The organism is Sagittula sp. MA-2, from assembly GCF_030126985.1.
Taxonomy (GTDB): Bacteria; Pseudomonadota; Alphaproteobacteria; order Rhodobacterales; family Rhodobacteraceae; genus Sagittula.
On sequence record NZ_CP126145.1, the window covers coordinates 2,617,815 to 2,641,555 of the forward strand.

General features: G+C 66.0%; 22 protein-coding genes and 1 tRNA gene. 11 read left to right on the plus strand and 12 right to left on the minus strand.

Annotated elements, in window-relative coordinates; genetic code table 11:
- Positions 1-106 precede the first annotated feature (106 nt).
- Positions 107-1,171, plus strand: a complete 1,065-nt coding sequence (locus QNI11_RS12805; protein WP_283980427.1) for a site-2 protease family protein — start codon at positions 107-109, stop codon at positions 1,169-1,171.
- 10 nt (positions 1,172-1,181) lie between these two features.
- Here the strand turns inward: QNI11_RS12805 and aroB are convergent, their stop codons facing one another.
- A complete protein-coding gene (gene aroB / locus QNI11_RS12810; protein WP_283980428.1) occupies positions 1,182-2,294 on the minus strand; it encodes a 3-dehydroquinate synthase in 1,113 nt (370 codons plus the stop codon).
- Positions 2,291-2,863, minus strand: coding sequence for a shikimate kinase (locus tag QNI11_RS12815; protein WP_100930182.1), 573 nt, complete (start codon positions 2,861-2,863; stop codon positions 2,291-2,293). The genes aroB and QNI11_RS12815 overlap by 4 nt, the downstream gene beginning before the upstream one ends.
- Before the next feature lie 94 nt (positions 2,864-2,957).
- On the opposite strand from QNI11_RS12815, the gene QNI11_RS12820 reads away from it, so the two are divergent.
- From QNI11_RS12820 to QNI11_RS12830, 3 genes are read left to right on the plus strand one after another with little or no spacing between them, the layout of a single operon-like run.
- The gene (locus QNI11_RS12820) at positions 2,958-3,107 is read left to right on the plus strand and encodes a hypothetical protein (protein ID WP_198521754.1); all 150 of its coding nucleotides are present in this window, start codon (positions 2,958-2,960) and stop codon (positions 3,105-3,107) included.
- A 1-nt stretch (position 3,108) separates the two neighbouring features.
- Positions 3,109-4,614, plus strand: coding sequence for a hypothetical protein (locus QNI11_RS12825; protein ID WP_283980429.1), 1,506 nt, complete (start codon positions 3,109-3,111; stop codon positions 4,612-4,614).
- Positions 4,611-5,546 (plus strand): site-specific tyrosine recombinase XerD, encoded by a 936-nt coding sequence (locus tag QNI11_RS12830; RefSeq protein WP_100930180.1) that lies wholly within the window; start codon positions 4,611-4,613, stop codon positions 5,544-5,546. The genes QNI11_RS12825 and QNI11_RS12830 overlap by 4 nt, the downstream gene beginning before the upstream one ends.
- 22 nt (positions 5,547-5,568) lie before the next feature.
- Here QNI11_RS12830 and QNI11_RS12835 read toward each other — a convergent pair whose 3' ends face one another.
- Positions 5,569-6,201 carry an alpha/beta family hydrolase gene (locus QNI11_RS12835; protein ID WP_283980430.1) on the minus strand — a complete coding sequence of 211 codons (633 nt, stop codon included), beginning with the start codon at positions 6,199-6,201 and terminating at the stop codon, positions 5,569-5,571.
- Positions 6,202-6,294: 93 nt separating this feature from the next.
- Here QNI11_RS12835 and QNI11_RS12840 point away from each other — a divergent pair, with 93 nt between their 5' ends.
- On the plus strand, positions 6,295-7,602 hold the full coding sequence (locus QNI11_RS12840) for an HlyC/CorC family transporter (protein ID WP_283980431.1): 1,308 nt from the start codon (positions 6,295-6,297) through the stop codon (positions 7,600-7,602).
- Positions 7,603-8,163: 561 nt separating this feature from the next.
- On the opposite strand, the gene QNI11_RS12845 is transcribed toward QNI11_RS12840, so the two are convergent.
- Positions 8,164-9,441, minus strand: coding sequence for a DUF2254 domain-containing protein (locus QNI11_RS12845; RefSeq protein ID WP_283980432.1), 1,278 nt, complete (start codon positions 9,439-9,441; stop codon positions 8,164-8,166).
- Positions 9,442-9,575: 134 nt separating this feature from the next.
- Here QNI11_RS12845 and QNI11_RS12850 point away from each other — a divergent pair, with 134 nt between their 5' ends.
- Both QNI11_RS12850 and QNI11_RS12855 read left to right on the plus strand, forming a co-directional pair.
- Positions 9,576-11,978: an FAD-dependent oxidoreductase gene (locus tag QNI11_RS12850; protein WP_283980433.1), complete on the plus strand. Its 2,403-nt coding sequence runs from the start codon at positions 9,576-9,578 to the stop codon at positions 11,976-11,978.
- 138 nt (positions 11,979-12,116) lie between these two features.
- Complete coding sequence (locus tag QNI11_RS12855; RefSeq protein ID WP_100930176.1) at positions 12,117-12,740, plus strand: NTP transferase domain-containing protein; 624 nt, start codon at positions 12,117-12,119, stop codon at positions 12,738-12,740.
- A 27-nt stretch (positions 12,741-12,767) separates the two neighbouring features.
- On the opposite strand, the gene QNI11_RS12860 is transcribed toward QNI11_RS12855, so the two are convergent.
- The 3 genes from QNI11_RS12860 to QNI11_RS12870 form a co-directional block, all read right to left on the minus strand.
- Positions 12,768-13,169, minus strand: a complete 402-nt coding sequence (locus QNI11_RS12860) for a response regulator (protein ID WP_254698209.1) — start codon at positions 13,167-13,169, stop codon at positions 12,768-12,770.
- A gap of 147 nt (positions 13,170-13,316) precedes the next feature.
- Positions 13,317-16,316 carry a Hint domain-containing protein gene (locus tag QNI11_RS12865; RefSeq protein ID WP_283980434.1) on the minus strand — a complete coding sequence of 1,000 codons (3,000 nt, stop codon included), beginning with the start codon at positions 16,314-16,316 and terminating at the stop codon, positions 13,317-13,319.
- A gap of 1,198 nt (positions 16,317-17,514) precedes the next feature.
- A tRNA-Leu gene (locus QNI11_RS12870) sits at positions 17,515-17,600 on the minus strand.
- Positions 17,601-17,711: 111 nt separating this feature from the next.
- On the opposite strand from QNI11_RS12870, the gene QNI11_RS12875 reads away from it, so the two are divergent.
- From QNI11_RS12875 to gap, 4 genes are all read left to right on the plus strand, one after another.
- Positions 17,712-18,287, plus strand: a complete 576-nt coding sequence (locus QNI11_RS12875; protein WP_100930173.1) for a YqaA family protein — start codon at positions 17,712-17,714, stop codon at positions 18,285-18,287.
- On the plus strand, positions 18,284-18,745 hold the full coding sequence (locus QNI11_RS12880; protein WP_283980435.1) for a disulfide bond formation protein B: 462 nt from the start codon (positions 18,284-18,286) through the stop codon (positions 18,743-18,745). Before QNI11_RS12875 ends, QNI11_RS12880 begins: the two co-directional genes overlap by 4 nt.
- Positions 18,746-18,794: 49 nt before the next feature.
- A complete protein-coding gene (locus QNI11_RS12885; protein ID WP_198521752.1) occupies positions 18,795-18,938 on the plus strand; it encodes a hypothetical protein in 144 nt (47 codons plus the stop codon).
- 217 nt (positions 18,939-19,155) lie between these two features.
- Complete coding sequence (gene gap, locus QNI11_RS12890) at positions 19,156-20,157, plus strand: type I glyceraldehyde-3-phosphate dehydrogenase (protein ID WP_283980436.1); 1,002 nt, start codon at positions 19,156-19,158, stop codon at positions 20,155-20,157.
- 133 nt (positions 20,158-20,290) lie between these two features.
- Here the strand turns inward: gap and QNI11_RS12895 are convergent, their stop codons facing one another.
- The 5 genes from QNI11_RS12895 to QNI11_RS12915 all read right to left on the minus strand — a co-directional run bounded on the left by QNI11_RS12895 (position 20,291) and on the right by QNI11_RS12915 (position 23,681).
- On the minus strand, positions 20,291-20,452 hold the full coding sequence (locus QNI11_RS12895) for a hypothetical protein (protein ID WP_198521751.1): 162 nt from the start codon (positions 20,450-20,452) through the stop codon (positions 20,291-20,293).
- A gap of 284 nt (positions 20,453-20,736) precedes the next feature.
- Positions 20,737-21,549 carry an alpha/beta hydrolase gene (locus tag QNI11_RS12900; RefSeq protein ID WP_283980437.1) on the minus strand — a complete coding sequence of 271 codons (813 nt, stop codon included), beginning with the start codon at positions 21,547-21,549 and terminating at the stop codon, positions 20,737-20,739.
- The gene (gene coaD, locus QNI11_RS12905) at positions 21,546-22,037 is read right to left on the minus strand and encodes a pantetheine-phosphate adenylyltransferase (protein WP_100930169.1); all 492 of its coding nucleotides are present in this window, start codon (positions 22,035-22,037) and stop codon (positions 21,546-21,548) included. Before coaD ends, QNI11_RS12900 begins: the two co-directional genes overlap by 4 nt.
- A gap of 201 nt (positions 22,038-22,238) precedes the next feature.
- Positions 22,239-22,673: a CBS domain-containing protein gene (locus QNI11_RS12910; protein WP_283980438.1), complete on the minus strand. Its 435-nt coding sequence runs from the start codon at positions 22,671-22,673 to the stop codon at positions 22,239-22,241.
- 111 nt (positions 22,674-22,784) lie between these two features.
- On the minus strand, positions 22,785-23,681 hold the full coding sequence (locus QNI11_RS12915) for a LysR family transcriptional regulator (RefSeq protein ID WP_283980439.1): 897 nt from the start codon (positions 23,679-23,681) through the stop codon (positions 22,785-22,787).
- Positions 23,682-23,741: the final 60 nt, after the last annotated feature.

Sequence of the window (23,741 nt, forward strand, 5' to 3'; positions counted from 1 at the left end):
CCTGTTCGCGCAGGGCAAGGCAGCCTTGCGTGAATGTCGCGGGCAAACCCCCTGCAATCCCCTGCGTCACGGGTTATGTGTGGACCGTCACAACAACGGAGCGCCCATGTCCTGGTCCTTTCCCGTCGGCCGACTGCTCGGCTCCGAACTCAGGGTGCATGCCACGTTCTTCCTGCTCCTGGGCTGGATCGGGCTTTCGGCCTACAGCAGCGGCGGCACGGCGGCGGCGCTCGACAGCCTGAGCTTCGTCGTCCTGCTCTTCGCCTGCGTGGTGGCGCATGAATACGGCCACGCGCTGATGGCGCGCCGCTTCGGCATCCGCACCCCCGACATCACCCTCCTGCCCATCGGCGGTCTGGCCCGGCTCGACCGGATGCCCGAACGTCCCGCGCAGGAGATCGCCGTGGCGCTGGCTGGCCCGGCTGTGAACGTGGTGATCTGGGCGGTGCTGATCGCGCTCGGCGCCGACACCAGCGTCGACGCGCTCTCGGACCCCACCGCCACCGGCAACCTTGCCGGGCGCATCGCTGCGGTAAACCTGGCGCTTGCGCTGTTCAACATGATCCCCGCATTCCCGATGGATGGCGGCCGCGTGCTGCGCGCGGCGCTGGCGCTTGGCACCGACCGGGTGCGCGCCACCCGCATCGCCGCCCGCGCAGGCCAGGTCTTCGCGCTGCTGCTGGCGGTCTGGGGCCTGACCTCCGGCAACCTGATCCTGCTGTTGATCGCCGCCTTCGTGATCTTCGCCGCCGAGAGCGAGGCGCAGGACGTCTCCTCCCGCGACATCGCCCGCGGCCTCTACATGCGCGACGCGATGATCACCCAGTTCGAACGGCTCCGCCCCGGCGACACGCTGGGCATGGCGGGCCAGACCCTGATCCGCACCACCCAGCACGAATTCCCGGTGCTGGACGACAACGGCACGCTCCTCGGCTTCCTGACCCGGCAGGCGCTCTTCACCGCCATGGCCGAGGGCAGCACCAACCGCCCCGTGGCCGAGGTCATGACCTCAGAGATCCCGCAACTGGGACTGGCCGCGCCGCTGGTGCAGGTTCTGGACGCCCTGCAGACCGCGCCCGCCGTGGCCGCCGTCGACCGGCAAGGCCGTGTGCTGGGCTACGTCACGTCCGAGAACGTCGGCGAACTGATGGTGCTGCGCCGCCCGCGCTGAACCGGGACACTCACCGCGCCGCCAGCTGCTCCTGCAGCAGCCCCGCCACCGCGTCGCGCGGCACGTCCGAGGTGACGAAGGCCGCGCCAATGCCGCGCGCGAGGATAAAGTTCAAACGCCCGTCCACCACCTTCTTGTCCTGCCCCATGAGGTCCAGCAGCGCCTCTGCATCCGGCAGGTCGCCGGGAATGTCGCGCAGGTCGCGCTTCATGCCCGCCTCAGCCAGCAGCGCGCGGGCCCGGCTCGGGTCCTCCTGCGCACAAAGACCAAGCCGCGCGGACAGCTCGAACGCCAGAGCGCAGCCGATCGCCACCCCCTCGCCGTGCAGCAGCCGGTCGGAATAGCCCGTCGCCGATTCGAACGCATGGCAGAAGGTGTGCCCGAGATTCAGCAGCGCGCGGTCGCCCTGCTCCGTCTCGTCGCGCAGCACGATCTCCGCCTTCATCTCGACCGAGCGTTTGACCGCGTGCTGCCGCGCCGCGCGGTCGCCGCCGATCACCGCGGCGGCGTTCTCTTCCAGCCAGCCAAAGAACGTGGCATCGCCCAGAAGCCCGTATTTCACCACCTCGCCCATCCCGGCGCGGAAGTCGCGCGGGGTCAGCGTGTCCAGCACGCCGATATCCGCCAGCACCAGCGACGGCTGGTGGAACGCGCCGATCAGGTTCTTGCCCTGCGGCGCGTTGATGCCGGTCTTGCCGCCCACCGAACTGTCCACCTGCGCCAGAAGCGAGGTCGGGATCTGCACAAAGCGCACGCCCCGCCGCAGCACCGCGGCGGCAAAGCCCACGAGGTCGCCGATCACGCCCCCGCCAAGCGCGATCACGATGTCGCGCCGCTCAACCTTCTGTTCCAGCAACCATTCCACGGTGCGGGTGAACTGCGGCCAGCTCTTCGTCGCCTCGCCCGGCGGCAGGGTCAGCGCGACGCTGGCGATTCCCTCGGCCGACAGCGCCGTTTCCAGCGCCGAAAGATGCGCCGCGGCCACGGTTTCGTCGGTCACGATGGCCACGCGCGGCCGTTTCAGCAGCGGCGCGATCTCTGCGCCGGCCCGCGCCAGCAAACCTTCGCCGATGCGCACGTCATAGGCCCGCCCCGGCAGCGGCACGCTTACGGTTTCGGTCATGGGCGTTCCTCCAGTACATCCGGGCGCTCTGCCAGCAGGGCATCCGCCACGCGCGCCGCCATCTTCTCAAGCGACATGCCGGGCTCCGAGCGCACGGCCAGGTCGGCCAGCGCATAGATCGGCACCCGCCGGTCATACAACCCGCGCAGCGTGCCCTTGGGATCTTCGGTCTTCAGAAGCGGCCGGGTGTCCTTCTGGCGCACCCGGTCCCACAACAGCTCCAGATCTGCGTTCAGCCAGACAGACACGCCCCGCGCCGAGATCATCTTGCGGTTGGCCTCCGACATGAAGGCGCCGCCGCCGGTCGACAGCACGCCGGGCGCACCGTCCAGCAGCCGCCCGATGATCTGGCTTTCCTTGCGACGAAAGAAATCCTCGCCGTCGCGGGCAAAGATCTCTGCTATGTTCATCTGCGCCGCGACCTCGATCTCGTGGTCCGAGTCGCGGAATTTCACGCCAAGCCGCGCCGCGAGGGTCCGTCCCACAGCGGTCTTGCCGGCGCCCATCATGCCGACGAAAACAACGGTCTTGTGCAGGATCAAACCCTTGTGAAAGGTGCCTTCGGCCATTCCTTGCCCATGTCTTGCCTGTTGCGTGAATGACGTGAACGGGACAAAAAGGCTAGGTATAAACGCGAAAAAAGGTGAGGCAGGGGGTGCCCATATGGGCCGACTGATAAAGTGGCTTTTCTATCTGCTCGTACTGGGGGTGATCGCTTTGACGGCGTACGCCTATGTCGGGCCGTATTTCGGTGCGGACTTCAGCCCGCCACAGGCGGAAATCCGGGTGCCGGTCGAACTGGAAGAGGAATGACATGGGCAGAGGGCCGATGAACCCGAACAGGATTCGGCGGGCGGCCCTCGGCGGGACCGCCGTGCTTGCCATGGGAATAGCCCTGGCAGCGGGCGCCGTGGCCCAGACCGAACCCGTGGCACAGGGCGCACTGCCGCCCTCGGTGGAAACGTCGCCCCTGTCAGAGGCGGACCCGAGCGCCGCGGGCCTTTTGTCGCCCGCCACGACCGGGCTGCCGGTGACCCTGTGGAAGGCGTCGGACCCGGCGAACCTCGCCGTGCTGATCGCCGCGGTGGAACTGCCCGTCCCCGCCATGCAGCGGCTGATGCGCACGCTGATCCTCACCGAGGCGGAACCGCCCGCGGGCGACGCGCGGCTGGCCTTCCTCGACGGGCGGCTCAACTGGCTCACCTCGCAGGGCGCGGTCGAGGAGGCGCTGGCGCTTCTCGACATCACCGGGGTCGACGACCCAAGGCTCTTTGCCCATTGGGTCGATCTCTCGCTGTTGCTGGGACAGTCCGAACCCGTCTGCGACAAGCTCGAAGTGCAGCCGAGGCTCTCGTCGGACCTGTCGCTCCGGGTGTTCTGCACCGCGCGCAAGGGCGACTGGGAACGCGCCGCGCTGATCCTGCAAAGCGCCCGCACGCTGGGCGACATCAGCGGACGGCGGGCCGAACTGCTGACACGCTTCCTCGATCCGGAGGCGGGCGACGGCCGCGCGCTCCTGCCGCCGGTCCGCCCCTCGCCGCTGGAATTCCGCCTGTTCGAGGCTCTGGGCGAACCGCTGCCCACGGCGCCGCTGCCCCTGCCCTTCGCGGTGCTGGACCTGTCGGGCGACAACGGCTGGCGCACCCAGATCGAGGCCGCCGAACGGCTGGCCCGCGCCGGCAGCCTGCCGCCGAACCGGCTTCTGGGGATCTACACGCTGCGGCGGCCCGCCGCCTCCGGCGGGATCTGGGACCGGGTGAAGGCGCTTCAGGATTTCGAGGCGGCGCTGGAACGCGGCGTCCCCGAGGGCGTGGCCCGCGCGCTGGTGCAGGTCTGGCCGCAGATGGCCCATGCGCGGATGCTCTCGCCCTTCGCCGATCTCTACGCCGAGGACATCGCCGAGGTGGACGTGAACGGACGGGCGCAGCAGATGGCCCGCCGCGCCCGCTTCCTGACCGCCGGGTACGAGGACCTGTCCCTCACCCTCGAAGACGACGACGGGCGCGAGGCGCGCTTCCTCACCGACATTGCCCGCGGCATCGCCCCGGACGAACTCCCCTCCCTGCCCCATGCCGAAGCCGTGGCCGCCGGCTTCACCGAGGGCGCGACCATGCCGCAGGTGCTGGCCACCCAGCTCGACAGCGGCCGTCTGGGCGAGGTCATCCTGCGGGCCATGGCGCTCTTCGCCTCCGGCGCGGAGGGCAACGGCCAGGACCTGACCGACGCCATCGCCACCTTCCGCGCCCTCGGGCTCGAGGACACTGCCCGCCGGGCCGCCCTCGAACTGATGATCCTCGACGCGGAGCGTGCCCTGCAATGACGCTCGCCCCGTCCCGCTGGCTGCCGCTCTTCCTCGAAGCCATGGCGGCAGAGCGCGGCGCAGCCGCCAACACGCTCGCCGCCTACCAGCGCGACCTCACCCATGTCGCCGACTGGCTCACCGACCACGCGCTCGACTTCGCCACCGCGCAGAAGAAGGACGTCGAATCCTACCTCGTCGACTGCGACACGCTGGGCCTTTCGCGCGCCACCCGCGCCCGCCGCCTGTCGGCGATCAAGCAGATCTACCGCTTCGCCTTCGAAGAGGGCCTGCGCGAAGACAACCCCGCGGTCCAGATCGCCGGCCCCGGCCGCGAGAAGCGCCTGCCCAAGACGCTCTCCGTCGAACAGGTGGACCGGTTGCTCGACGCCGCCGCCATCCACGGCCGGACCGAAGCCGACCGCGCCCGCAACGCCTGCCTGATGCAGGTGCTCTACGCCACCGGCATGCGCGTCACCGAACTGGTCTCTCTCCCCGTCTCCGCCGCGCGCGGCGACCCGAGGATGCTGCTGATCCGCGGCAAGGGCGGCAAGGAACGCATGGTGCCCCTGTCCCCCCCTGCGCGAGAGGCGCTGGCCACATGGCTCTCTGCCCGCGACGCCGCCGCGTCGGAGGCGCACATCGCCACCGGCGCCGTCCCCTCGCCCTTCCTCTTCCCCTCGCACGGCAAGGCCGGGCACCTGACGCGCCACGCCTTCTACATGCTGATCAAGGAATTCGCGCTCGAAGCGGGCGTCCCCCCGTCGGAGGTGACGCCCCACACGCTCCGCCACGCCTTTGCCACGCACCTGCTGGCCAACGGCGCGGACCTCCGGGCGATCCAGACCCTGCTGGGCCACGCCGACGTCGCCACGACAGAGATCTATACCCATGTCCTCGAGGAACGCCTGCGCGACCTCGTGATGGACCACCATCCGATGGCGAAGGACTGAGCGCCCCCGGCAACGCGCGCCGCTAAAGCGCCCCGGCCCACCCGGCACAGGCCCGCGCGGCGGCACTCAGGTGATCCGCCTGCGTCAGGCCGGTGACCCGCTTGCGCGGCGCGAAATCGTGGTCGCCGTCCTCCAGCCAGTGCAGCGCGATCCGCTCCGACAGCGCGTAGCCCGCCACCTCTTCTTGCGTGCCAAAGGGGTCGCGGGTGCCCTGGCAGATCAGCGCGGGCGTCCTGAGCCCTGCCAGATGTTCGGTGCGCAGCTTCTCCGGCTTGCCCTGCGGGTGGAACGGGTAGCCGAAACAGGCCAGCCCCGCGATCCGCCCCGCCGCAAACGCCTCGTCGGCGATCAGCGAGGCCACGCGCCCGCCCATCGACTTGCCGCCGATGACCACCCGGCCCGCGCCTGGCAGATCCGCCAGCGCCGCCGCGTATTCCGCGCTCAGCACCTCGACCTTCGGCGGCGGCCGCTTCGGCCCGCCCGTGCGCCGCGCCGCCATGTAGGCGAACTCGAACCGCGCCACGCGCAGGCCGCAGCCCGCCAGCGCCGTCGCCAGTCCCGCCATGAACGGCGTGTCCATCGCCGCCCCCGCGCCATGCGCCAGAAGCACCGTTACCGGCGCCCCGGCCTCGCCATCGAACAGAAACCGTGTCACGTCTTGCTCCTTCTCCGGCCCCGCGCCGCCAGCGCCTCTTGAACCGCCGCGCCAGCACACCCATAACCGGCCAGAGCAAGGAGAACACCCCTCATGGACCCGCAGACCGGAACCCTCGACGCCGCCTTCTGGATCACCTCCGGCGCGATCCTCGGCCTCATCATGTTGTCCGCCTTCTTTTCCGGGTCGGAGACGGCGCTGACCGCCGCCTCGCGCGGGAAACTGCGCGCTGCTTCCGACAGGGGATCTTCGGGCGCCGAACGGGCGCTGCGGATCACCGAGGACAACGAACGGCTGATCGGCTCCGTCCTTCTGGGCAACAACCTGGTGAACATCCTCGCCACCTCGCTGGCGACCGCGCTCTTCACCAACCTCTTCGGCGACAGCGGCGTCGCCTGGGCCACGCTCTTCATGACGCTGCTCGTGCTGATCTTCGCCGAGGTGCTGCCCAAGACCTACGCCATCACCAACCCCGAAACCGCCGCCGCCCGTGTGGCCGCGCCCATCGCGGTGGTGATCCGGCTGTTCTCGCCCGTGGTCTCCGCCGTGCGCCTGCTGGTCCGGGGCGTGCTGCGCGTCTTCGGCGTGCGCACCGATCCCGACAGCCAGATCCTCGCCGTCCGCGAGGAGATCGCCGGCGCCCTGCACCTCGGCCACTCCGAAGGCGTGGTGCAGAAGGAGGACCGCGACCGCATCCTCGGCGCGCTCGACCTGGGCGACCGCACCGTCGAAGAGATCATGCTCCACCGCTCCAACATCGAGATGATCGACGCCGACACCCCGCCGCAGGACATCCTGCAGCAGTGCCTCGAATCGAGCCACACCCGCCTGCCCGTCTTCCGCGGCGACCCGGAAAACATCATCGGCATGATCCACGCCAAGGACCTGCTGCGCGCCATGTACAAGCTGACCACCGGCGAAAAGGACATCGCCGAGGCGCTGGCAGGCTTCAAGATCACCGACGTGATGATGAAGCCCTACTTCGTGCCGGACACCACCGCGCTGGACGAACAGATGCGGCAGTTCCTGCGCCGCCGGACCCACTTCGCGCTGGTGGTGGACGAATACGGCTCGCTTCAGGGTCTGATCACGCTCGAGGACATCCTCGAGGAGATCGTGGGCGAGATCGCGGACGAACACGACCCGCAGGCCGACCACCAGATCCTGCGCACCGACGACGGCCAGTTCCTTGTTGACGGCAACATGACGATCCGCGACTTCAACCGCGCCACCGACTTCACCCTGCCCGACGACGAGGCCAACACCGTTGCCGGTCTGGTGATCTACGAGTCGCAGGTGATCCCGACCGTCGGCCAGGTGTTCAGCTTCCACGGTTTCCGGTTCGAGGTCCTCGCGCGCGAGAACAACCGCATCACCAAGCTGAAGATCATGCCGCTCTGACAGCCACGGGGCGCGACGGTCCGTAGGCCGGAGTTTCACTCCGGCGCGCCGTCCGGCTGCGGCAAAAGCGCCGTTTACCGGCTGGCAAGGCTTTCCCGCTGCGCTGCGGCGTAAAGGGTTAACAACCGGCCGGTTCAGGGGGTCGAAACGGCCGGTTCACCCCTTACAGCGCGTCAACCTCGGTGAACGAACGGTTGCCCGGGGGCGGGTCTTCACCGGATTTCAATCTGTCCTGGCCCTGCCGCGCGCCCGGTTAACCGGGCCTTCCCATGGGGTGTGCGCAGGGCCTGTTTTTGTCGGGATTTCGGCGCGCAAAATGCACCCTGACGGCGGTGGCACCCGACCGTCAGGGTGCCGTCCGACCGGGCTCTGGTATCCGGCCGGACGGGCTTTTTTCGGGTACGTCCTGAGGGTTTGTCGCGGGGGAGGTAAACGGGAAAGAAAGTGGTAACATCAGTACGAAATATGCACATCGGGAACAGTCCCCCGCGACCTGTACAGATTACCACCCGCCTGACGTAAGGTCTTCTGCGCTAGCGTTTATTCCGCGTGAATAATGCCTCAGCCCCCTTCACGCCGCTCTGCCGCACGCTCCAGCCGGACGCGGTCCTGCTCCCAGTCCAGCGCCTGTTTCGCCCGCTCCAGATACTCGTCAGCCCGCGCTTTCGCCGCGGCGCAAAGCTCCGGATCGGGATGGCGCATCAGACCGCCCAGCACCTTCTGCAGGCGCTCCTGCACCTCCCGCACCGCGGCCCCGTCGCGCGCCACCGAATCGAAGGCGTCGCCGATCAGAACCTCCGCATCCAGCGGCCTTGCATGCAGCCGGGGATGCAGCGCCTCGCCGTCCCCCTCCGTCTCATCCCGATACGCCGACAGGATCCGCCCACACCGGTTGATCACATCGATCGCCGTCCCCGGATCGTTGATCCCCGGCGACAGCGCCTTCGACCCGATCTGCGCCATGGTCATCAGGCCGAATCGCGGGTCCTGATCGTAGGTGCGTTCGTCCCCGATGATGATGTTGAGGTGCAGCGCCTCGGACACCCGTTCGCGCGTCTCCTCATCCGCATCGCCCAGCCCGCAGACCTTCGCCAGCGGGGACCGCAGGAAGGCGAAATCTCCAATCTCGGCAAGGAGATAGATGTCGCACTTCAACTCTTCTGCCAGTTTCTGCAGCGGTTCCGGATGGATCATCTGGATATACCCGGTCTCCGGCGTGGCGACGACGAACCCGTCCTCCGGCACGTCCCCGGTCAGCGGCACGGCACCCAGGCACGGCGTGTCCAGCCGCTGGCGGAACTGCAGCGCGGTCTTGTCCTCCACCTGGCGGGCGGAGCTGATCAGACTGCCCAGCGACTGCAGGTGCTGCATCCAGCGGATCAGAGACCAGACGATCAGCGCCAGCATGAAGACCGTGACGACGAACATCACCAGCGCCTTCTCGTCCCCGATGTAGCTGACCTCGCGCAACACGATGGCGGTCAGTGCGTAGACGTAACTGCTGATAAAGGTGGCCAGCGTATTCTGCGTGACCGTGTCCTGCCGGATCAGTTGCTGCAGCCGCGGCGTGAACTGCGAGGCGGTAGCATGGTTCGTCGACACCATGACCGTCAGCGAGAACGTGGTGACCGTCAGCATGGCCGCGGCGATGATGTCCAGCAGCCGGTCGACGGAAGACCCGGCGATCAGGCTTTGCCACTCTTCCGGCAGGACCCGTTCCACGAGTTGCGACAGCGGGATCACCGCCACCGCCAAGAGGCCGAAGGCGGTGACGCGCACCCAGAGGCGCCGAAGGTGGCCACGCAGCACGCGCACCGCCTTTTTCGGAAGAGAGAACAAGGATTTCATCCCCGCAGACGTAACACGTCCACGGGCGTTGCCCAGCCCCGTAGTCGCGACATCATGCGTCGCATTCGTGCTAGGCACCGCTTCTGCCGCGTTTAAGCTCGGATGCAACGAACAGGGAGTCCGCCATGAAATCCACCACCCGCGTCGTTGTGATCGGAGGCGGCGTCGTCGGCTGCTCCGTCCTCTACCACCTTACAAAGCTGGGCTGGTCGGACGTCATGCTGCTGGAGCGGTCGGAACTCACCTCGGGCTCCACCTGGCATGCGGCGGGCGGCTTCCACACGCTGAACGGCGACACCAACATGGCGGCGCTGCAGGGTTATACGATCCGGCTTTATCGCGAACTGGAAGAGCTGACCGGCATGTCCTGCGGACTGCACCACGTGGGCGGCATCACCCTTGCCGACAACCGCGACCGCTTCGACATGCTGGTCGCCGAACGGGCCAAGCACCGCTACATGGGGCTCGAGACAGAGATCGTCGGCCCCGAAGAGATCGCAAAGCTCGCCCCCATCGTGAACCTCGACGGGATAATCGGCGCGCTTTACGACCCGCTCGACGGGCACCTCGATCCCTCCGGCACCACCCATGCCTATGCCAGGGCCGCGCGCATGGGCGGCGCCGAAATTCATCTGCATACCAAGGTGTTGGAGACCAATCCTCGACCGGATGGCACATGGGGCGTGGTCACCGACAAGGGCACGATCCACACCGAGCATGTGGTCAACGCCGGTGGACTATGGGCACGTGAGGTCGGCGCGATGGCGGGCGTCTACCTGCCTCTGCACCCGATGGAACATCAGTACCTCGTGACCGAGGAAACCCCCGAGATCTACGAACGCGACAGCGAACACCCGCACGTCATGGACCCCGCCGGGGAAAGCTACCTGCGGCAGGAAGGGCGCGGCCTGTGCATCGGGTTCTACGAACAGCCCTGCCGCCCCTGGGCCGTCGACGGCACGCCCTGGGACTTCGGCCACGAACTGCTGCCCGACGATTTCGACAAGATCGAGGATTCGATCAGCTTCGCCTTCCGCCAGTTCCCGGTGCTGGAGCGCGCCGGGATCAAGTCGGTGATCCACGGCCCCTTCACCTTCGCCCCCGACGGCAACCCTCTGGTCGGCCCGATCCCGGGGATGCGCGGCTACTGGTCGGCCTGCGGCGTCATGGCGGGCTTCAGCCAGGGCGGCGGCGTCGGTCTGATGCTGGCGCAATGGATGACCCACGGAGAATGCGAACGCGACGTGTCGGCCCTGGACGTGGCGCGGTTCGGAGAGTGGATTTCACCCGGGTACACCCTGCCGAAAGTCATTGAAAATTATCAGAAACGCTTCTCAGTCAGCTACCCGAACGAAGAACTGCCCGCCGCGCGCCCGCTGCGCACCTCGCCGATGTACGACATCTTCGACGGCATGGGCGCGGTCTGGGGCGCGCAATACGGGCTGGAGGTGGCGAACTACTTTGCCGAAGGGGACGAGCCGCGGTACGAGACACCGTCGTTCCGCCGCTCCAACGCATGGGAAGCCACGGCGCGCGAGGTCCGTGCCGTGCGTCAAGCCTGCGGCATCAACGAGGTGCACAACTTCGGCAAGTACCGGGTGACCGGCCCGAACGCGCGCGCATGGCTGGATCATGTCATGGCGGGCCGCATTCCGAAACCGGGCCGCCTGTCGCTGACGCCGATGCTGTCGCATGCCGGGCGGATCATCGGCGACTTCACCGTGGCCTGCCTTTCGGAAACGGAATTCCGCCTGACCGCATCCTACGGCGCGCAGGCCTACCACATGCGCTGGTTCCTGCAGCATCCACAGGACGGCGTAACCATCGAGAATATCAGCGATTCCTCCACCGGCTTCCAGCTTGCCGGACCCAAGGCGCGGGACATTCTGCAGGCCTGCACCCGCACCGACCTGTCGGACATGCGGTTCCTCGACGTGCGGCGGATGACGGTGGGCATGACCGACTGCCTCGTGCAGCGGGTCTCCTACACCGGCGATCTGGGGTTCGAGATATATTGCGATCCGATGAACCAGCGGCAGTTGTGGCACGCGCTGTGGACCGCGGGCCAGCCGCACGGGCTGAAGCCCTTCGGGATGCGCGCCATGATGAGCCTGCGGCTGGACCGGTTCTTCGGTTCCTGGGGGCGCGAATATGGGCCGGACTATACCGCCGCCGAGACGGGGCTGGACCGGTTCATCCGGTGGGACAAGGACTTCATCGGCAAGGCCGCCGCGGAGGCCGAGCGCGCCTCTCCCCCGGACCGGCAGCTTGTGGTCTTCGAGGTCGACGCCGCCGATGCCGACGTCACCGCCTATGAGCCGGTCTGGATCGACGGCGCGGTGCGCGGCTTCTGCACGTCGGGCGGCTACTCGCACTGGCTGGAAAAGTCGATCGCCTACGCCCTGATCCCGCGCAGCGACCTGCGCGACGACCTTGTGGCAGAGATCGAGATCCTCGGGCGAAGATGCACGGCAAGGTTGCAATCCGCGCCACTGTTCGACGTCGAGGGCACCCGACTGCGTGGGTAAATCAAGGCTTTAGGGCGCTGCATGGGCGCACAGTCGATCAGTAAACGCCATTGATTTCTGCGCCGCAGCACACAACCGGTGCGTGTGCAGCGACGATTTTTCTGTCTTTTCAAATGGCTCGCCGTTATATCCATCATCATGCAAGACATCGCCATCCTGATTCCCGCCGCCGGTACAAGTTCCCGAATGCGCGGCAGAGACAAGCTCACCGAGATCGTTTCGGGTGAGCCCTTGCTGCGCCGCCAGGCGCAGACAGCCATGGCCACCGGCGCGCACGTCTGCGTGACTTTGCCGGATTACGATCACCCTCGGGCGGGGGCACTGGCCGGTTTGCCTGTGCAGCTTGTGGGCGTCCCTGACGCGGATCTCGGCATGTCGGCGTCGCTCCGCCGTGGCGTCGCGATGTTACCGCGCGGCATGAAGGCGGTCGTCGTGCTGCCCGCGGACATGCCGGAGATCGAAACGGACGATATCTCCCGCCTGATCGAGGGCTTCCGCGCGACGCCCTACCCCATGCTTCAGCAGGCAACCGCAGCGGACGGCACGCCGGGTCATCCCGTGCTGTTCCCGGCCGATTGCTTCTCCGCCATCCTGCAGCTTACGGGCGATCAAGGGGCACGGGATATCCTGAAGGCGAACGCGCACCGGCTGCGCCGGATCGCGCTGGCCGACGAACGCGCGCTTGTCGACCTCGACACGCCCGAGGCATGGGACGCATGGCGCGGGCGTCCGCCGGAAAAGCTGAGTGTCCCGGCTGAGTAAGTCGGGACAACGACTAATTCCTTTGGATCAGTTCAGCCGCGCATGCCGGGTCATGACCCGCTGCACGGACGGTCCGACGAAATCCCGCTTTGCCCAAACCTCGCAGACATTGGCGGCCTTCGCCTTCGCGTACATGAACGGTGACGGGAAGTCGCTGACGATGACCACCGGCACGCCCTTCAACGCCTTGTCGTTCGCCATTTCCTGAACGAGGTCTACGCCCATGCCGTCCGGCAAAGCGTTGTCCAGAAAGACGATGGAGATCTGTCCGTCCTTCAGCCGTTGGCGGGCTTCCTTAAGATCGCGGGCGACGATCATCGGTACGTTCGGGCACTGCTTGGCAAAGACACGGCGCATCATGCGCCTGTCGAATTCCTGATCGTCCACGATAAGGCAGTGTTTGTCCGTCTTCGCCATCGGTCCAGCCATCTCCAGCCCTTCCCGATCCTGACTCACAAGGATTGCGATCCTGTTAATTGATTGATTTCCCTTAAAACACTTGGAAAGAAAAAGGGCGACCCTTGGGGCCGCCCTTTTCCCATCGCCGCATCAAGCGGCGATGGCTGCATATTCCGTTCAGCGCGTCAGCAGCGCGGCCTCGTGCTTCTTCAGCGAGCGGCGGGCAGAGGCATAGGCCTTGATGCCTTCCGCTTCGGCCAGCTCCGGGAACAGTTCCAGAATTTCCTGACGCTGGGCATTGCCGATGCCGGCAAGGCTGTAGTCGCCGGGCTGGAAGCTCTCGGTCCATGCGCCGTTCGACAGCACCACTTCGTGCTGGTCGAACATGATGTGGATGTAGGAGACAGAACCCACTTCCACTTCTTCGACACCCTCCAGACCCAGCAGGTGCTTGGCGGCGACAAGGACTTCGCGCTCTTCGAAGTAGAGGGCGGTCTTGTCGTTCGCCACCAGCACGCGGTGGTTCGGAGATACCAGCGTGTCGTGCTCCGGCAGGTTGTTGCCCAGCGAGCCCTGCTTGATCAGCACCGGGCTCAGGTGCGGCTTGCGCGCCAGTTCATGCCCGGTCAGGTCCTTGCGGCCGACCCACTTGATCTCCTGGATCCCGTTGTCGCGGGTGATGACCCGGTCGCCGACCTTCAGGTCCTCGACCAGACGCTCGCCGCGCGGTGTGGCGATCAGCGTGCCGGGGGTGAAGCAGGGCACCACTTCCTCGATCTCGAAGAAGTCCATGGTGCCGGTCACTGCGCCCGAGCCGTCAAGGAACTCGACGGTGCCGTCGATGCCGTTGCCGTTGGAGTCGGTGGTCACGTTGGTCAGGCGCCAGTCGACATCGCGCTGGCCCACGCCGGACAGGTTCAGGATGTCGTAGTCCTGGTTCGGCGCATCCGCCGGGTCGGCCACGTCGACAAAGCCGCCGGAGCCACCGTCCACGACGTCGCCGGCGCCATGCGCCGCGCTGTCCACGAAGATCACGTCGCGGTCGGACCCGCCCTGAATGTCGTCGACCCCGGCACCGCCGTTCAGCGTGTCGTTGCCCTGCCCGCCGATCAGCGTGTCATTGTCGTCGCCGCCAGAGATCTCGTCGTCGTCGATGCCACCGTCGAGGTAGTCGTCGCCGGAACCACCCTGCAGCGTGTCGTCGTCATCGCCGCCAAAGATCGTGTCGTTGCCGAGGAAGCCCTGCAGCAGGTCACGGTCGTTCTCGGTGTTGACGTCGATGTCGTCGGTCAGCTCGAGCGTCGCGATGTTGGAGCCGTCGATGTAGTCATGGCCCTGGCCACCGTCGATGGTGTCGGAACCGTGGCCGCCGATCAGGGAGTCGTCGCCCTGGTTGCCACGGATCAGGTCGTCGTCGATGCCGCCGTCGATGGTGTCGTTGCCGCCACCGCCGGTGATGGTGTCGCGGTCGTCGCCGGTCTCGATGTAGTCGTCGCCGCCTTCGCCGTCGATGGAGTCACGGCCGTCTTCCTGGTTCGGGTCGCTGGTAAAACCGAAGACATCGCGCAGCGGGCTGCCCGGTGCAAAGGCCGGATCGTCGTTCTCGTAATCGGAGAAGGTGTCGGTGCCCGCGATGATGGTGTCATGGCCCTGACCGCCGTAAATGGTGTCGGAGCCCTGTACATCGTACAGATAGTCGTCGCCGCCGCCGAGGTCGACGAGGTCGTCGTCGATACCCGGAAGGACGGTGTCCGCACCGCCGCCCGCGACGATGGTGTCGTCGTCGTCACCGGTAGAGATCAGGTCGGCGCCAGACGTGCCGGTTTCGGAGTCGAGGTCGTCGGACGGGTCCGGATCTTCGTCGAAACCGTCGAGCGGGTCGAACGGCTGCAGGCCGGGTGCAACCGGGAACACATCGGTGTCGATGCGGCCTTCGGATATCTCTACGCCCACGCCCACGATCATCTCGGCCGAGTCGGTGCCGCCGTTGCCGTCGGAAATGGTGTAGGAGATGCGGTCCACGCCGACGAAGCCGGCATTGGGCGTGTAGGTCACTTCGCCCGTGGTCGGGTCCAGCGTCGCGGTGCCGTTGGCAGGCGTCCCGATGGAGGTCACGGTCAGCACGTCGGCGGGATCAGCGTCGGTGTCGTTGGTCAGCGGCTCGATCACCACCGGGGTCGCCGGGTCGGTGGAAACGATATCGTCCATTGCCACCGGCGGGATGTTGGTTGTCGTGCCGCCGTCGGTCACGGTGATGGTCACAGTCGCGGTGGCGTCGTTGCCCGGCGTGCCGTCGTTCACCGTGTAGGTGAAGGTGTCGGTGCCCACGAAACCGGTGTTCGGGGTGTAGATCACCTCGCCCGTGGTCGGATCGATCTCGGCGGTGCCGTTGGCCGGGGTTCCGACGGAGGTCACGGTCAGCGTGTCGCCTTCCGGATCGGTGTCGTTCGCGGTGACATCCACCACGACCGGCGTATCGTCGTCGGTGCTGGCGCTGTCGTCAACGGCGCTCGGCGGCAGGTTGTCTGCCACGTCAACGGTGGAGAACTCGACGTCGGAGATCAGAATGCGCTGGTCGGACTCGCCGCCGTTCGCGTATTCGATGACGATCTGGCTGATCGGACCTTCGATTTCCACCAGCGCGGAGCCTTCCGGCGTTTCGAAATCGTCGGTCCGGGTCTCGCCATCGATCGTGGAGCCGTTCACCGCTGCCGTGCCGGACGGCGTGATGGTCACCGGGACCGGGTTGCCCGCAGCGTCGTATGCGGTGATCGTCACGATGTCCTCGAAGGAGCCCGCGACGCCCGTCTTGTCACCGGTTGTGCCGGTGTCGATGTCGTTCAGTCGGAAGGACACGTTCTGCACGCTGTTGGTGTAGAGCGCGGAGTCGGTCGACCGGAAATCCAGGGTGGTGGTGGAGGTCGCCTGGGCGAACCCCTCGACCTCGCCCACGAGCTTCAGGTGCGACTGCGGATCAAACGTTTCGCCATCTGCCACGTAGGCCGGAGCGTTGAACGTGATCGCCTGTGCGCCGGGCGAGATACCGTCGTACGTCACGTCGACGGCCACGCCGCCGGTGTCCACCGTTGCGGACACGCCGCCTCCCAACACGTCGGTGTCGGTCAGTGTTGTGCCGAAGGCCCCGATAAGACCCCAATCCAGAACCAAGTCAGCCATACTATAGACCCTCTATATCGTCGTGGGGGCATGCCCCTGGCGTATGCGCGCCATGACAATGCCCACGGCACTGCCCGTTTCCTCATCTGCACTGCTCTGGATATCCCGACGTGTCGGGTGTTGCCTCTACCCACGTTTTTTCGTGGACGAAGAACACCTTAGCGGCACGGGAGGATTCTCCCCCCTCGCGTCACGCCGGGTCATCGAAACCCGAGCCGTTCAGCGGCCGCCCCCGTGGCCAATGTCTTCACCCCCCAGTTGGGCTTGAAACGTTAATACGGCGAAGCTGCCCCAGTCGGAAAGGAAAAATGGCGCAATCCGGGCAGCCTTCGCCGCATCCGCGCCGCAAATCGGGCGAAAAAAGGCAAGTATCGCGGGCGTGTGGCTGAAAATTGTATCTAAGGGCGCAACAGGTGAAGCCAGATGTTGACGGATCGGCAAGAAAAAGCACCATATATTGTGCATACGCGAGGTTCAGACCCCACATTATGTCTCAAAACGGAAACAGTGAATTGAGGCCCAAATTAGGCTGCGTCGTGAGCGTGAGGTTGCCACAAGTCTTGTCGTTTTGTCCTTTCAGACGAACCAATTCCGCAGACTGGGCCAAATTGGTCACCAGATCGTGCCGAGGAAGGCGTAAATCACCCGAATCATTCGAGGCAAATTGGGCACTTCCGCCCCATTCAACCCTAAGTAGACCTAGGCCTGCAAGTAAAGGGGTCACTTTTCGGCCAGAATTCGCCTGAAACCGCGCCCGCCGAGGTATGAAACCATCATGCCGGCCAACATACGTGCGACTTCTGCGCTTGACTGACCGCAATTGTGGCAAGTGCATTCTGTTTGTTTCAGCTTGCGCTTAGGTTGAATTGTGTCGTCTAGGCGGATTTGCCAGGTACGAACCGGCCGCTTCACCTGGCGGACGATCCAGACACCGCCGCCCCGCCTCAAAGCGGCCGGGAACCGGGACACGGCCACCACGCTCGACCGCCGCCGACCGCAAGGCATCATCGTCCTCCGCCTACGAAGTGCGCACGGGACGCCGCAGTTGTGTCTCCTTTGGGCCGCGCACCTATGGCGCCGGCTGGCCGCCGAACGGCAATCGTCGCCCCTTGCTACCAACACACAGCCTGGCCCCCACCGTCAGGATCAGGCCCTGTTCGGCGTCACGTCATCCAGGAATGTCTGAGGATTTTCAGGCTGGTACCCAAGGTCGGACTCGAACCGACATGACCTTTCGGCCGGGGGATTTTGAATCCCCTGCGTCTACCATTCCGCCACTTGGGCCCGGGCCCGACATTTAGCGGCCCCGATCCGCGTCGTAAAGTGTCAAACCGCACAGCTTGACGCCCTCGGCCCGCCATGTTCAATCGCTGCGACAGCGAAAAGGAGTGCGCGATGCGCCGCATCTACGACTGGACCATGGCGCAGGCAGGTGGGCAGCACGCGTTGCTTGTCCTTGCCCTTGTCTCCTTCATCGAGGCCTCGATCTTTCCGATCCCGCCGGACGTGCTGATGATCCCGATGATCCTCGCGGCACCTTCCCGCGCCTGGCTGATCGCCCTCGTGGCCACCTTGTCCTCGGTTCTGGGCGGCCTCCTGGGCTACGGCATCGGCTTCTTCTTCTTCGAAACGCTGGGCCAGCCGATCCTCGAATTCTTCGGCAAGGCCGACAAGATGGTGGAGTTCAACGCCACCTTCAACGGCGCCGGGTTCTGGGCCGTGCTGATCGCGGGCGTCACGCCCTTCCCGTTCAAGGTCATCACGATCATGTCCGGCTGGACCGCGATGCCGCTGGCCACCTTCCTCACCACCGCCCTCATCGCCCGCGCGATCCGCTTCTTCGTGGTGGCCGGGCTGCTTTATGCCTTCGGCGCACCCATTCGTGACTTCATCGAGAGGTATCTGGGGCTTGTGTTTACGGCTTTCGTCGCGCTTCTTGTGGGTGGCTTCCTGTTGCTGAGATACATATGACCCGCAAGACACTGACCCTGCTCGCCACCCTCGGTTCTGCCGCGCTGATCCTCGGGGCGCTCGGCTTCCAATACATCGGCGGGCTTTATCCCTGCAAACTTTGCTACTGGCAGCGTTACGGCCATTTTGCCGCGATCGCCGCCGGGGTCGTGGCGTTGTTCGTCCCGGCCCGGGTGCTCCTGTGGATCGGCGCCGCAGGTGCGGGGTCGTCCTCTGTCATCGCGGTCTATCACACCGGGGTGGAGCGTGGCTGGTGGGAAGGTCCGACGACGTGTTCCGGCGGCCCGGTCGGCAACCTGAGCACGGACGAGCTGTTCGACCAGATCATGAACGCGCCCGTCATCCGCTGCGACGAGATCCCGTGGGAGATGTTCGGCCTGTCGATGGCGAACCTCAACGTCGTGGCCTCTGCGGTCATCGCCGTGCTCTTCATCCTCGCGGCCCGCGCAAAAGCGTGACAGCGTCCCCGCGCTCTGGCATGACCGGCAGAGGCAAGCGGAGCGCAGCATGACCAATAAACTGGCCCTCATCCTCGGCGGGATCATCGCGGTCCTGATCGCCGCGGACCTGACGCTGTACGACGGGGCCAACCTGCTGTTCCTCGGCAAAAAGCTCTACTGGCTGATCGACTACGTTGCCTTCTGGCGCTGAACGCCCGGGCATCCCGAACCGCCGACCCTGCCCATCCCGGCGACACCATGCCGTGACCCTTGGCGCGTGCCGTTGGACTGCCGCCAGAGCCGTCGCAGCACCCGCCCCGCCCTTGACTTCGCGGGTGCCGGATGCTTGGTAGCGTTAACATCACTTGACCGGGCGCGCCACGCCGCGGACGCTCGCTGCAGAAGACTGCTACAGAGAGGACACTCCCATGACCGTCACAGTCGCCATCAACGGTTTCGGCCGCATCGGCCGCAACGTGCTGCGTGCCATCATCGAGTCCGGCCGCACCGACATCGAAGTGGTCGCGATCAACGACCTCGGCCCGGTCGAGACCAATGCTCACCTGTTGCAGTACGACAGCGTGCACGGCCGTTTCCCGGTCGAGGTGACGCACACCGACGACAGCATCGACGTGGGCCGCGGGCCGATCAAGGTCACCGCCATCCGCAACCCGGCCGAGCTGCCCTGGGGCGATGTCGACGTCATCATGGAATGCACCGGCATCTTCACCTCGAAAGAGAAATGCCAGGCGCACCTGTCGACCGGTGCTAAGCGCGTGCTGATCTCCGCCCCGGGCACCGATGCCGACAAGACCATCGTCTTCGGCGTGAACGACGGCGAACTGACCAAGGACGACCTGATCGTCTCGAACGCGTCCTGCACCACGAACTGCCTGTCGCCGGTCGCCAAGGTGCTGAACGACCAGATCGGCATCGTGAAGGGCTTCATGACCACGATCCACTCCTACACCGGCGACCAGCCGACGCTGGACACGATGCACAAGGACCTCTACCGCGCCCGCGCCGCGGCGCTGTCGATGATCCCGACCTCGACCGGCGCGGCCAAGGCCGTGGGTCTCGTTCTGCCGGAACTGAACGGCAAGCTGGACGGCGTGGCGATCCGGGTGCCCACGCCCAACGTTTCTGTCGTCGACCTGACGTTCGAGGCCGCGCGCCCGACCACGGTCGAGGAAATCAACGACGCGATCCGCGCCGCAGCCAACGGCCCGCTGAAGGGCATCCTCGGCTACACGGACAAGAAGCTGGTGTCGTCGGACTTCAACCACGACCCGCATTCGTCGATCTTCCACACCGACCAGACCAAGGTCATGGACGGCACGATGTGCCGCATACTGACGTGGTATGACAACGAGTGGGGCTTCTCCAACCGCATGTCGGACACTGCTGTCGCCATGGGCAAGCTGATCTGAGGCATTTGGCCCCGGGGCGGCCCGTCCGCCCCTGCCGGGCACCTTGATGCCGGCACAAAGAAAAAGGCGCCGTCCTCACAAGGGGCGGCGCCTTTCGAATTCTGCGGTGTCCTGTCCGCGGGTCGCGTCTGGTTCAGCCACCATAGACCGCCTGGTAGGCGATGCGCGGCATGTCGGCGCGTGCGATGTTCAGGTCGCGGGCGGTGTCTTCCGGCATGGAAGTCAGTTCGAACAGGGTGCGCTTGTACTCGGCGCGTTTGGCCATCCGGCCGCGGAAGTTGCTAACGAAGCTCATGTCGTTTCCTTTCAGTCTGCGTTTCGTTACCGCCAACATAGTCACGCTGCGGCGCAGCACAATTGTCGTATGGGCCGGGTCGCCATGCATGAAATGCAAAGCAACCTAAGGGCAATCTTAACGCTGCCATGCAGCATGGGCAGCGCGCGCCGCAGCCGACAACTCCGATGTCAGGAAGAGCCGCGAACAGTGTGTCTGCAGACCCGCCAATATCTCACGCCGCAGGACCACCCCGGCATGGAACAAAAACGGCGCGCCCGAAGCGAGTGGAAGTGGATGGAAATTCAGCGGGCGATGCCCTCGATGAACGCGTCGATGCCGGTCAGGTAGCCCGGTTTGCCGAACAGGTCGTCATGACCGCCCAGCTCGATCGGCACCAGCGCCGTGTCGCTCCCGGCCGCTTCCAGTGCGGCGGCCACGCGTTCGCCGTGGCCGAAGGGGATCAGACCGTCCACCGTTCCGTGCAACACCAGCGAAGGGGCCGTCACCCGGCGCGCGTCGTTCAGGCTTTGCCACTTCTGGACGCCGGGGACCAGGCAGGCGGGCAGGAAGGAGCGCGCAGCCATCAGCTCGCACAGCCGCGCGTAGGGCGCCGCGAGGATGAGCCCGTCCACCGACCGCTCTGCCGCGACATGCAGCGCAAGGCCCGTGCCCAAAGAATAGCCGTGCACGATGACCGGGCCGTCTTTGCCCACCAGTTGCGGCAGGGCGTCATACGCTGCCAGTGCGTCGGCCTTCAGGCGGTCTTCGGACGGTGTTCCGGGCACGCCCCCGCCGCCGCGATAGCCCATGGCCACGACGCTGCGCCCGGCCTCCGCATGATGCCGCAGCATGGGGGCGAAGGCGGTCAACGCGCCGACGTTGCCCATGAAGTAGATGACAACCGGCGCGCCCGCCTCACCCACGTGCTTGTAGACCCGCAACGGGCCCGCGTCGGTCGGCACGTCCTGCGCGTCGAAGCCCGGCTCCCTCAGCTCCGTCTGATTGTGAAACGGATAGACCAGACGGGTATGCACCGACACCGCCGCCACGGCGTAAGCCGCGTACAGCAGGACACCCACGACCACGGCCAAGAGGACTGCGCGGCGCGCTCTCACCCCAGGCGCGCCTCGAGCGCGTCGCGCACCGGCGGCGTCACGAACTTCGACACGTCCCCGCCCAGCCGGGCGATCTCCTTCACCAGCTTCGAGGCAATCGCCTGATGCCGCGCCTCCGCCATCAGGAACACCGTCTCAACCGAATCGTCCAGCGAGCGGTTCATGCCGACCATCTGGTATTCGTATTCGAAATCGGCCACGGCACGCAGGCCGCGCACGATGACCGAGGCGCCCACATCGCGGGCGCAATCGATCAGAAGGTTCTCGAACGGATGAGCGATGATCTCGCAGCCGGTCTCTTCGGCGATGCCGACGCACTCTGCCTCGACCATGGCCACGCGCTCTTCCAGCGTGAACAGCGGCCCCTTGTCCCGGTTGATCGCGACACCGATCACCAGCCGGTCGACCAGCGTGGCCCCGCGGCGGATGATGTCGATATGGCCCAGAGTTATGGGATCGAAGGTGCCTGGATAGAGGCCGATGCGCATTTTGAGGCTCCCCCGTATTGCTCGCCGCGCGCAAACGCAACAATATTGCGCCAGTGAATGCAAGGGGGAAACCCGAGAACCCCGGTCCGCGCCTCGGTATGGCAAATGACGGCACGGGGTTTTCGGCTGTCAGCGGCAAGCTCAAGCGTACGCCTCTGCGGCCGGGGATGGAACTGGCGTGCGGAGGGCCGCGCCGCGGGGTCAGTGCCCCATGATCATGCCTTCGAGGGCCGTCTTCTCCATCGCCAGTTCGCTCAGCTTCGCCTTGACCACGTCGCCCAGCGTGATGAGCCCGACCATCTTGCCGTCCTCCACCACGGGCATGTGGCGGAACCGACCCTCCGTCATCTTGGAAAGGATCGCGTCGGCGTTGTCGCCGCGTGCGCAGGTCACCAGTTTCTTCGTCATGTAATCGTCGACCGCGTCCGACAGGCAGCCCGCCCCGTTCGAGGCCAGCACCCGCACGATGTCGCGCTCCGACAGGATGCCCTCTGCCACCACGCCATCCGAAGAAATCACCACCGTCCCGATCCGTTTTTCTGCAAGGATCTTGGCTGCATCGGCGACCTTCGTGCCCGGTTTGACCGTATACACGCTGTCGATGCCCTTGCTCTTCAGAATCTGCTGGACCTGCATGGCGATGCTCCTCGTCTGCGATGACTTTCACCCAGCGTCACCGAGGTGCGACAACCTGTCAAGTCAGCCATTTGGCGGAAACCCCGGCGCGGGCACCGACATAAGGCGTATTTACAGACCGGCCTGCACCTCCAGCCGGGCCAGTTCGGCACGCATCCCGGCAACCAGCGCCTCGGCAAAGCGGTTCATCCGTTCAAGGCGCCGGTCGTCAGCGTGACGAACAAGGTAGAAGGACCGTATCAGCTCCATCTCGTCCGTCAGCAGGCGTTTGACACCTTCGGCCTGCGGCAGGGCAAAGTCGTGCACGATGCCCAGCCCGGCGCCCCCCTTTATCCACTGGAACTGCACAGCAACGGAGTTCGACGCCAGCTCCACCCGGTTCATGCCCAGGTCGGCGAGGTAATCCAGTTCCTTGTCGAAGATCATGTCGGGAATGTAGCCGACGATCCGGTGGCCGCGCAGGTCGTCAAGCGTCCCTATGGGGGCGTTTGACGCAAGATAGGCGTCGCTTGCCGCAAGATGCAGCCGATAATCGGCAATCTTCTGCACGACGAGCCGCCCCGCCGTCGGCGGAGAGACGGCAATGGCCATGTCGGCCTCGCGGCGAGACAGGTTGACCACGCGCGGCAGGGCGACGATCTGCACCTCCAGCTCCGGGTTTTGATCGGCAATCGCCGCGCAGACCTGCGGCAGGAGGTAATTGGCGCAGCCATCCGGCGCCCCGATCCGCACCTGCCCCGACAGCCCCTCCGACCGGCCCTTGACCGCCTCCGCCGCCAGCAGCGCCGCCTGTTCCGCCGATTCCGCATGGTCGACCAGCCGCGCCCCGGCCTCAGTCAGCGCGTAACCCTGTGGCGATTTCGCGAAGAGTGGCGCGCCCAGTCCCTGCTCGAGCCGTGCCACCCGGCGCCCAACCGTCGCGGGGTCCATGCGCAGCACCCGCCCCGCCGCCGACAGGCTTTCCCCCCGGGCCACGGCAAGGAAAACGCGCAGATCGTCCCAGTCCATTTTGCACTCCTGCAAGACCTATTTGTCAAACTGCCCCTTCCTTGCGCAAAATTGCAAGAG

Bases quoted from the DNA above. Each gene is read 5' to 3' on its own strand.
- QNI11_RS12805 (WP_283980427.1), top strand. From the start codon at position 107: ATGTCCTGGTCCTTTCCCGTCGGCCGACTGCTCGGCTCCGAACTCAGG.
- aroB (WP_283980428.1), bottom strand. From the start codon at position 2,294: ATGACCGAAACCGTAAGCGTGCCGCTGCCGGGGCGGGCCTATGACGTG.
- QNI11_RS12815 (WP_100930182.1), bottom strand. From the start codon at position 2,863: ATGGCCGAAGGCACCTTTCACAAGGGTTTGATCCTGCACAAGACCGTT.
- QNI11_RS12820 (WP_198521754.1), top strand. From the start codon at position 2,958: ATGGGCCGACTGATAAAGTGGCTTTTCTATCTGCTCGTACTGGGGGTG.
- QNI11_RS12825 (WP_283980429.1), top strand. From the start codon at position 3,109: ATGGGCAGAGGGCCGATGAACCCGAACAGGATTCGGCGGGCGGCCCTC.
- QNI11_RS12830 (WP_100930180.1), top strand. From the start codon at position 4,611: ATGACGCTCGCCCCGTCCCGCTGGCTGCCGCTCTTCCTCGAAGCCATG.
- QNI11_RS12840 (WP_283980431.1), top strand. From the start codon at position 6,295: ATGGACCCGCAGACCGGAACCCTCGACGCCGCCTTCTGGATCACCTCC.
- QNI11_RS12850 (WP_283980433.1), top strand. From the start codon at position 9,576: ATGAAATCCACCACCCGCGTCGTTGTGATCGGAGGCGGCGTCGTCGGC.
- QNI11_RS12855 (WP_100930176.1), top strand. From the start codon at position 12,117: ATGCAAGACATCGCCATCCTGATTCCCGCCGCCGGTACAAGTTCCCGA.
- QNI11_RS12860 (WP_254698209.1), bottom strand. From the start codon at position 13,169: ATGGCTGGACCGATGGCGAAGACGGACAAACACTGCCTTATCGTGGAC.
- QNI11_RS12865 (WP_283980434.1), bottom strand. From the start codon at position 16,316: ATGGCTGACTTGGTTCTGGATTGGGGTCTTATCGGGGCCTTCGGCACA.
- QNI11_RS12875 (WP_100930173.1), top strand. From the start codon at position 17,712: ATGCGCCGCATCTACGACTGGACCATGGCGCAGGCAGGTGGGCAGCAC.
- QNI11_RS12880 (WP_283980435.1), top strand. From the start codon at position 18,284: ATGACCCGCAAGACACTGACCCTGCTCGCCACCCTCGGTTCTGCCGCG.
- QNI11_RS12885 (WP_198521752.1), top strand. From the start codon at position 18,795: ATGACCAATAAACTGGCCCTCATCCTCGGCGGGATCATCGCGGTCCTG.
- gap (WP_283980436.1), top strand. From the start codon at position 19,156: ATGACCGTCACAGTCGCCATCAACGGTTTCGGCCGCATCGGCCGCAAC.
- QNI11_RS12895 (WP_198521751.1), bottom strand. From the start codon at position 20,452: ATGAGCTTCGTTAGCAACTTCCGCGGCCGGATGGCCAAACGCGCCGAG.
- coaD (WP_100930169.1), bottom strand. From the start codon at position 22,037: ATGCGCATCGGCCTCTATCCAGGCACCTTCGATCCCATAACTCTGGGC.
- QNI11_RS12910 (WP_283980438.1), bottom strand. From the start codon at position 22,673: ATGCAGGTCCAGCAGATTCTGAAGAGCAAGGGCATCGACAGCGTGTAT.
- QNI11_RS12915 (WP_283980439.1), bottom strand. From the start codon at position 23,681: ATGGACTGGGACGATCTGCGCGTTTTCCTTGCCGTGGCCCGGGGGGAA.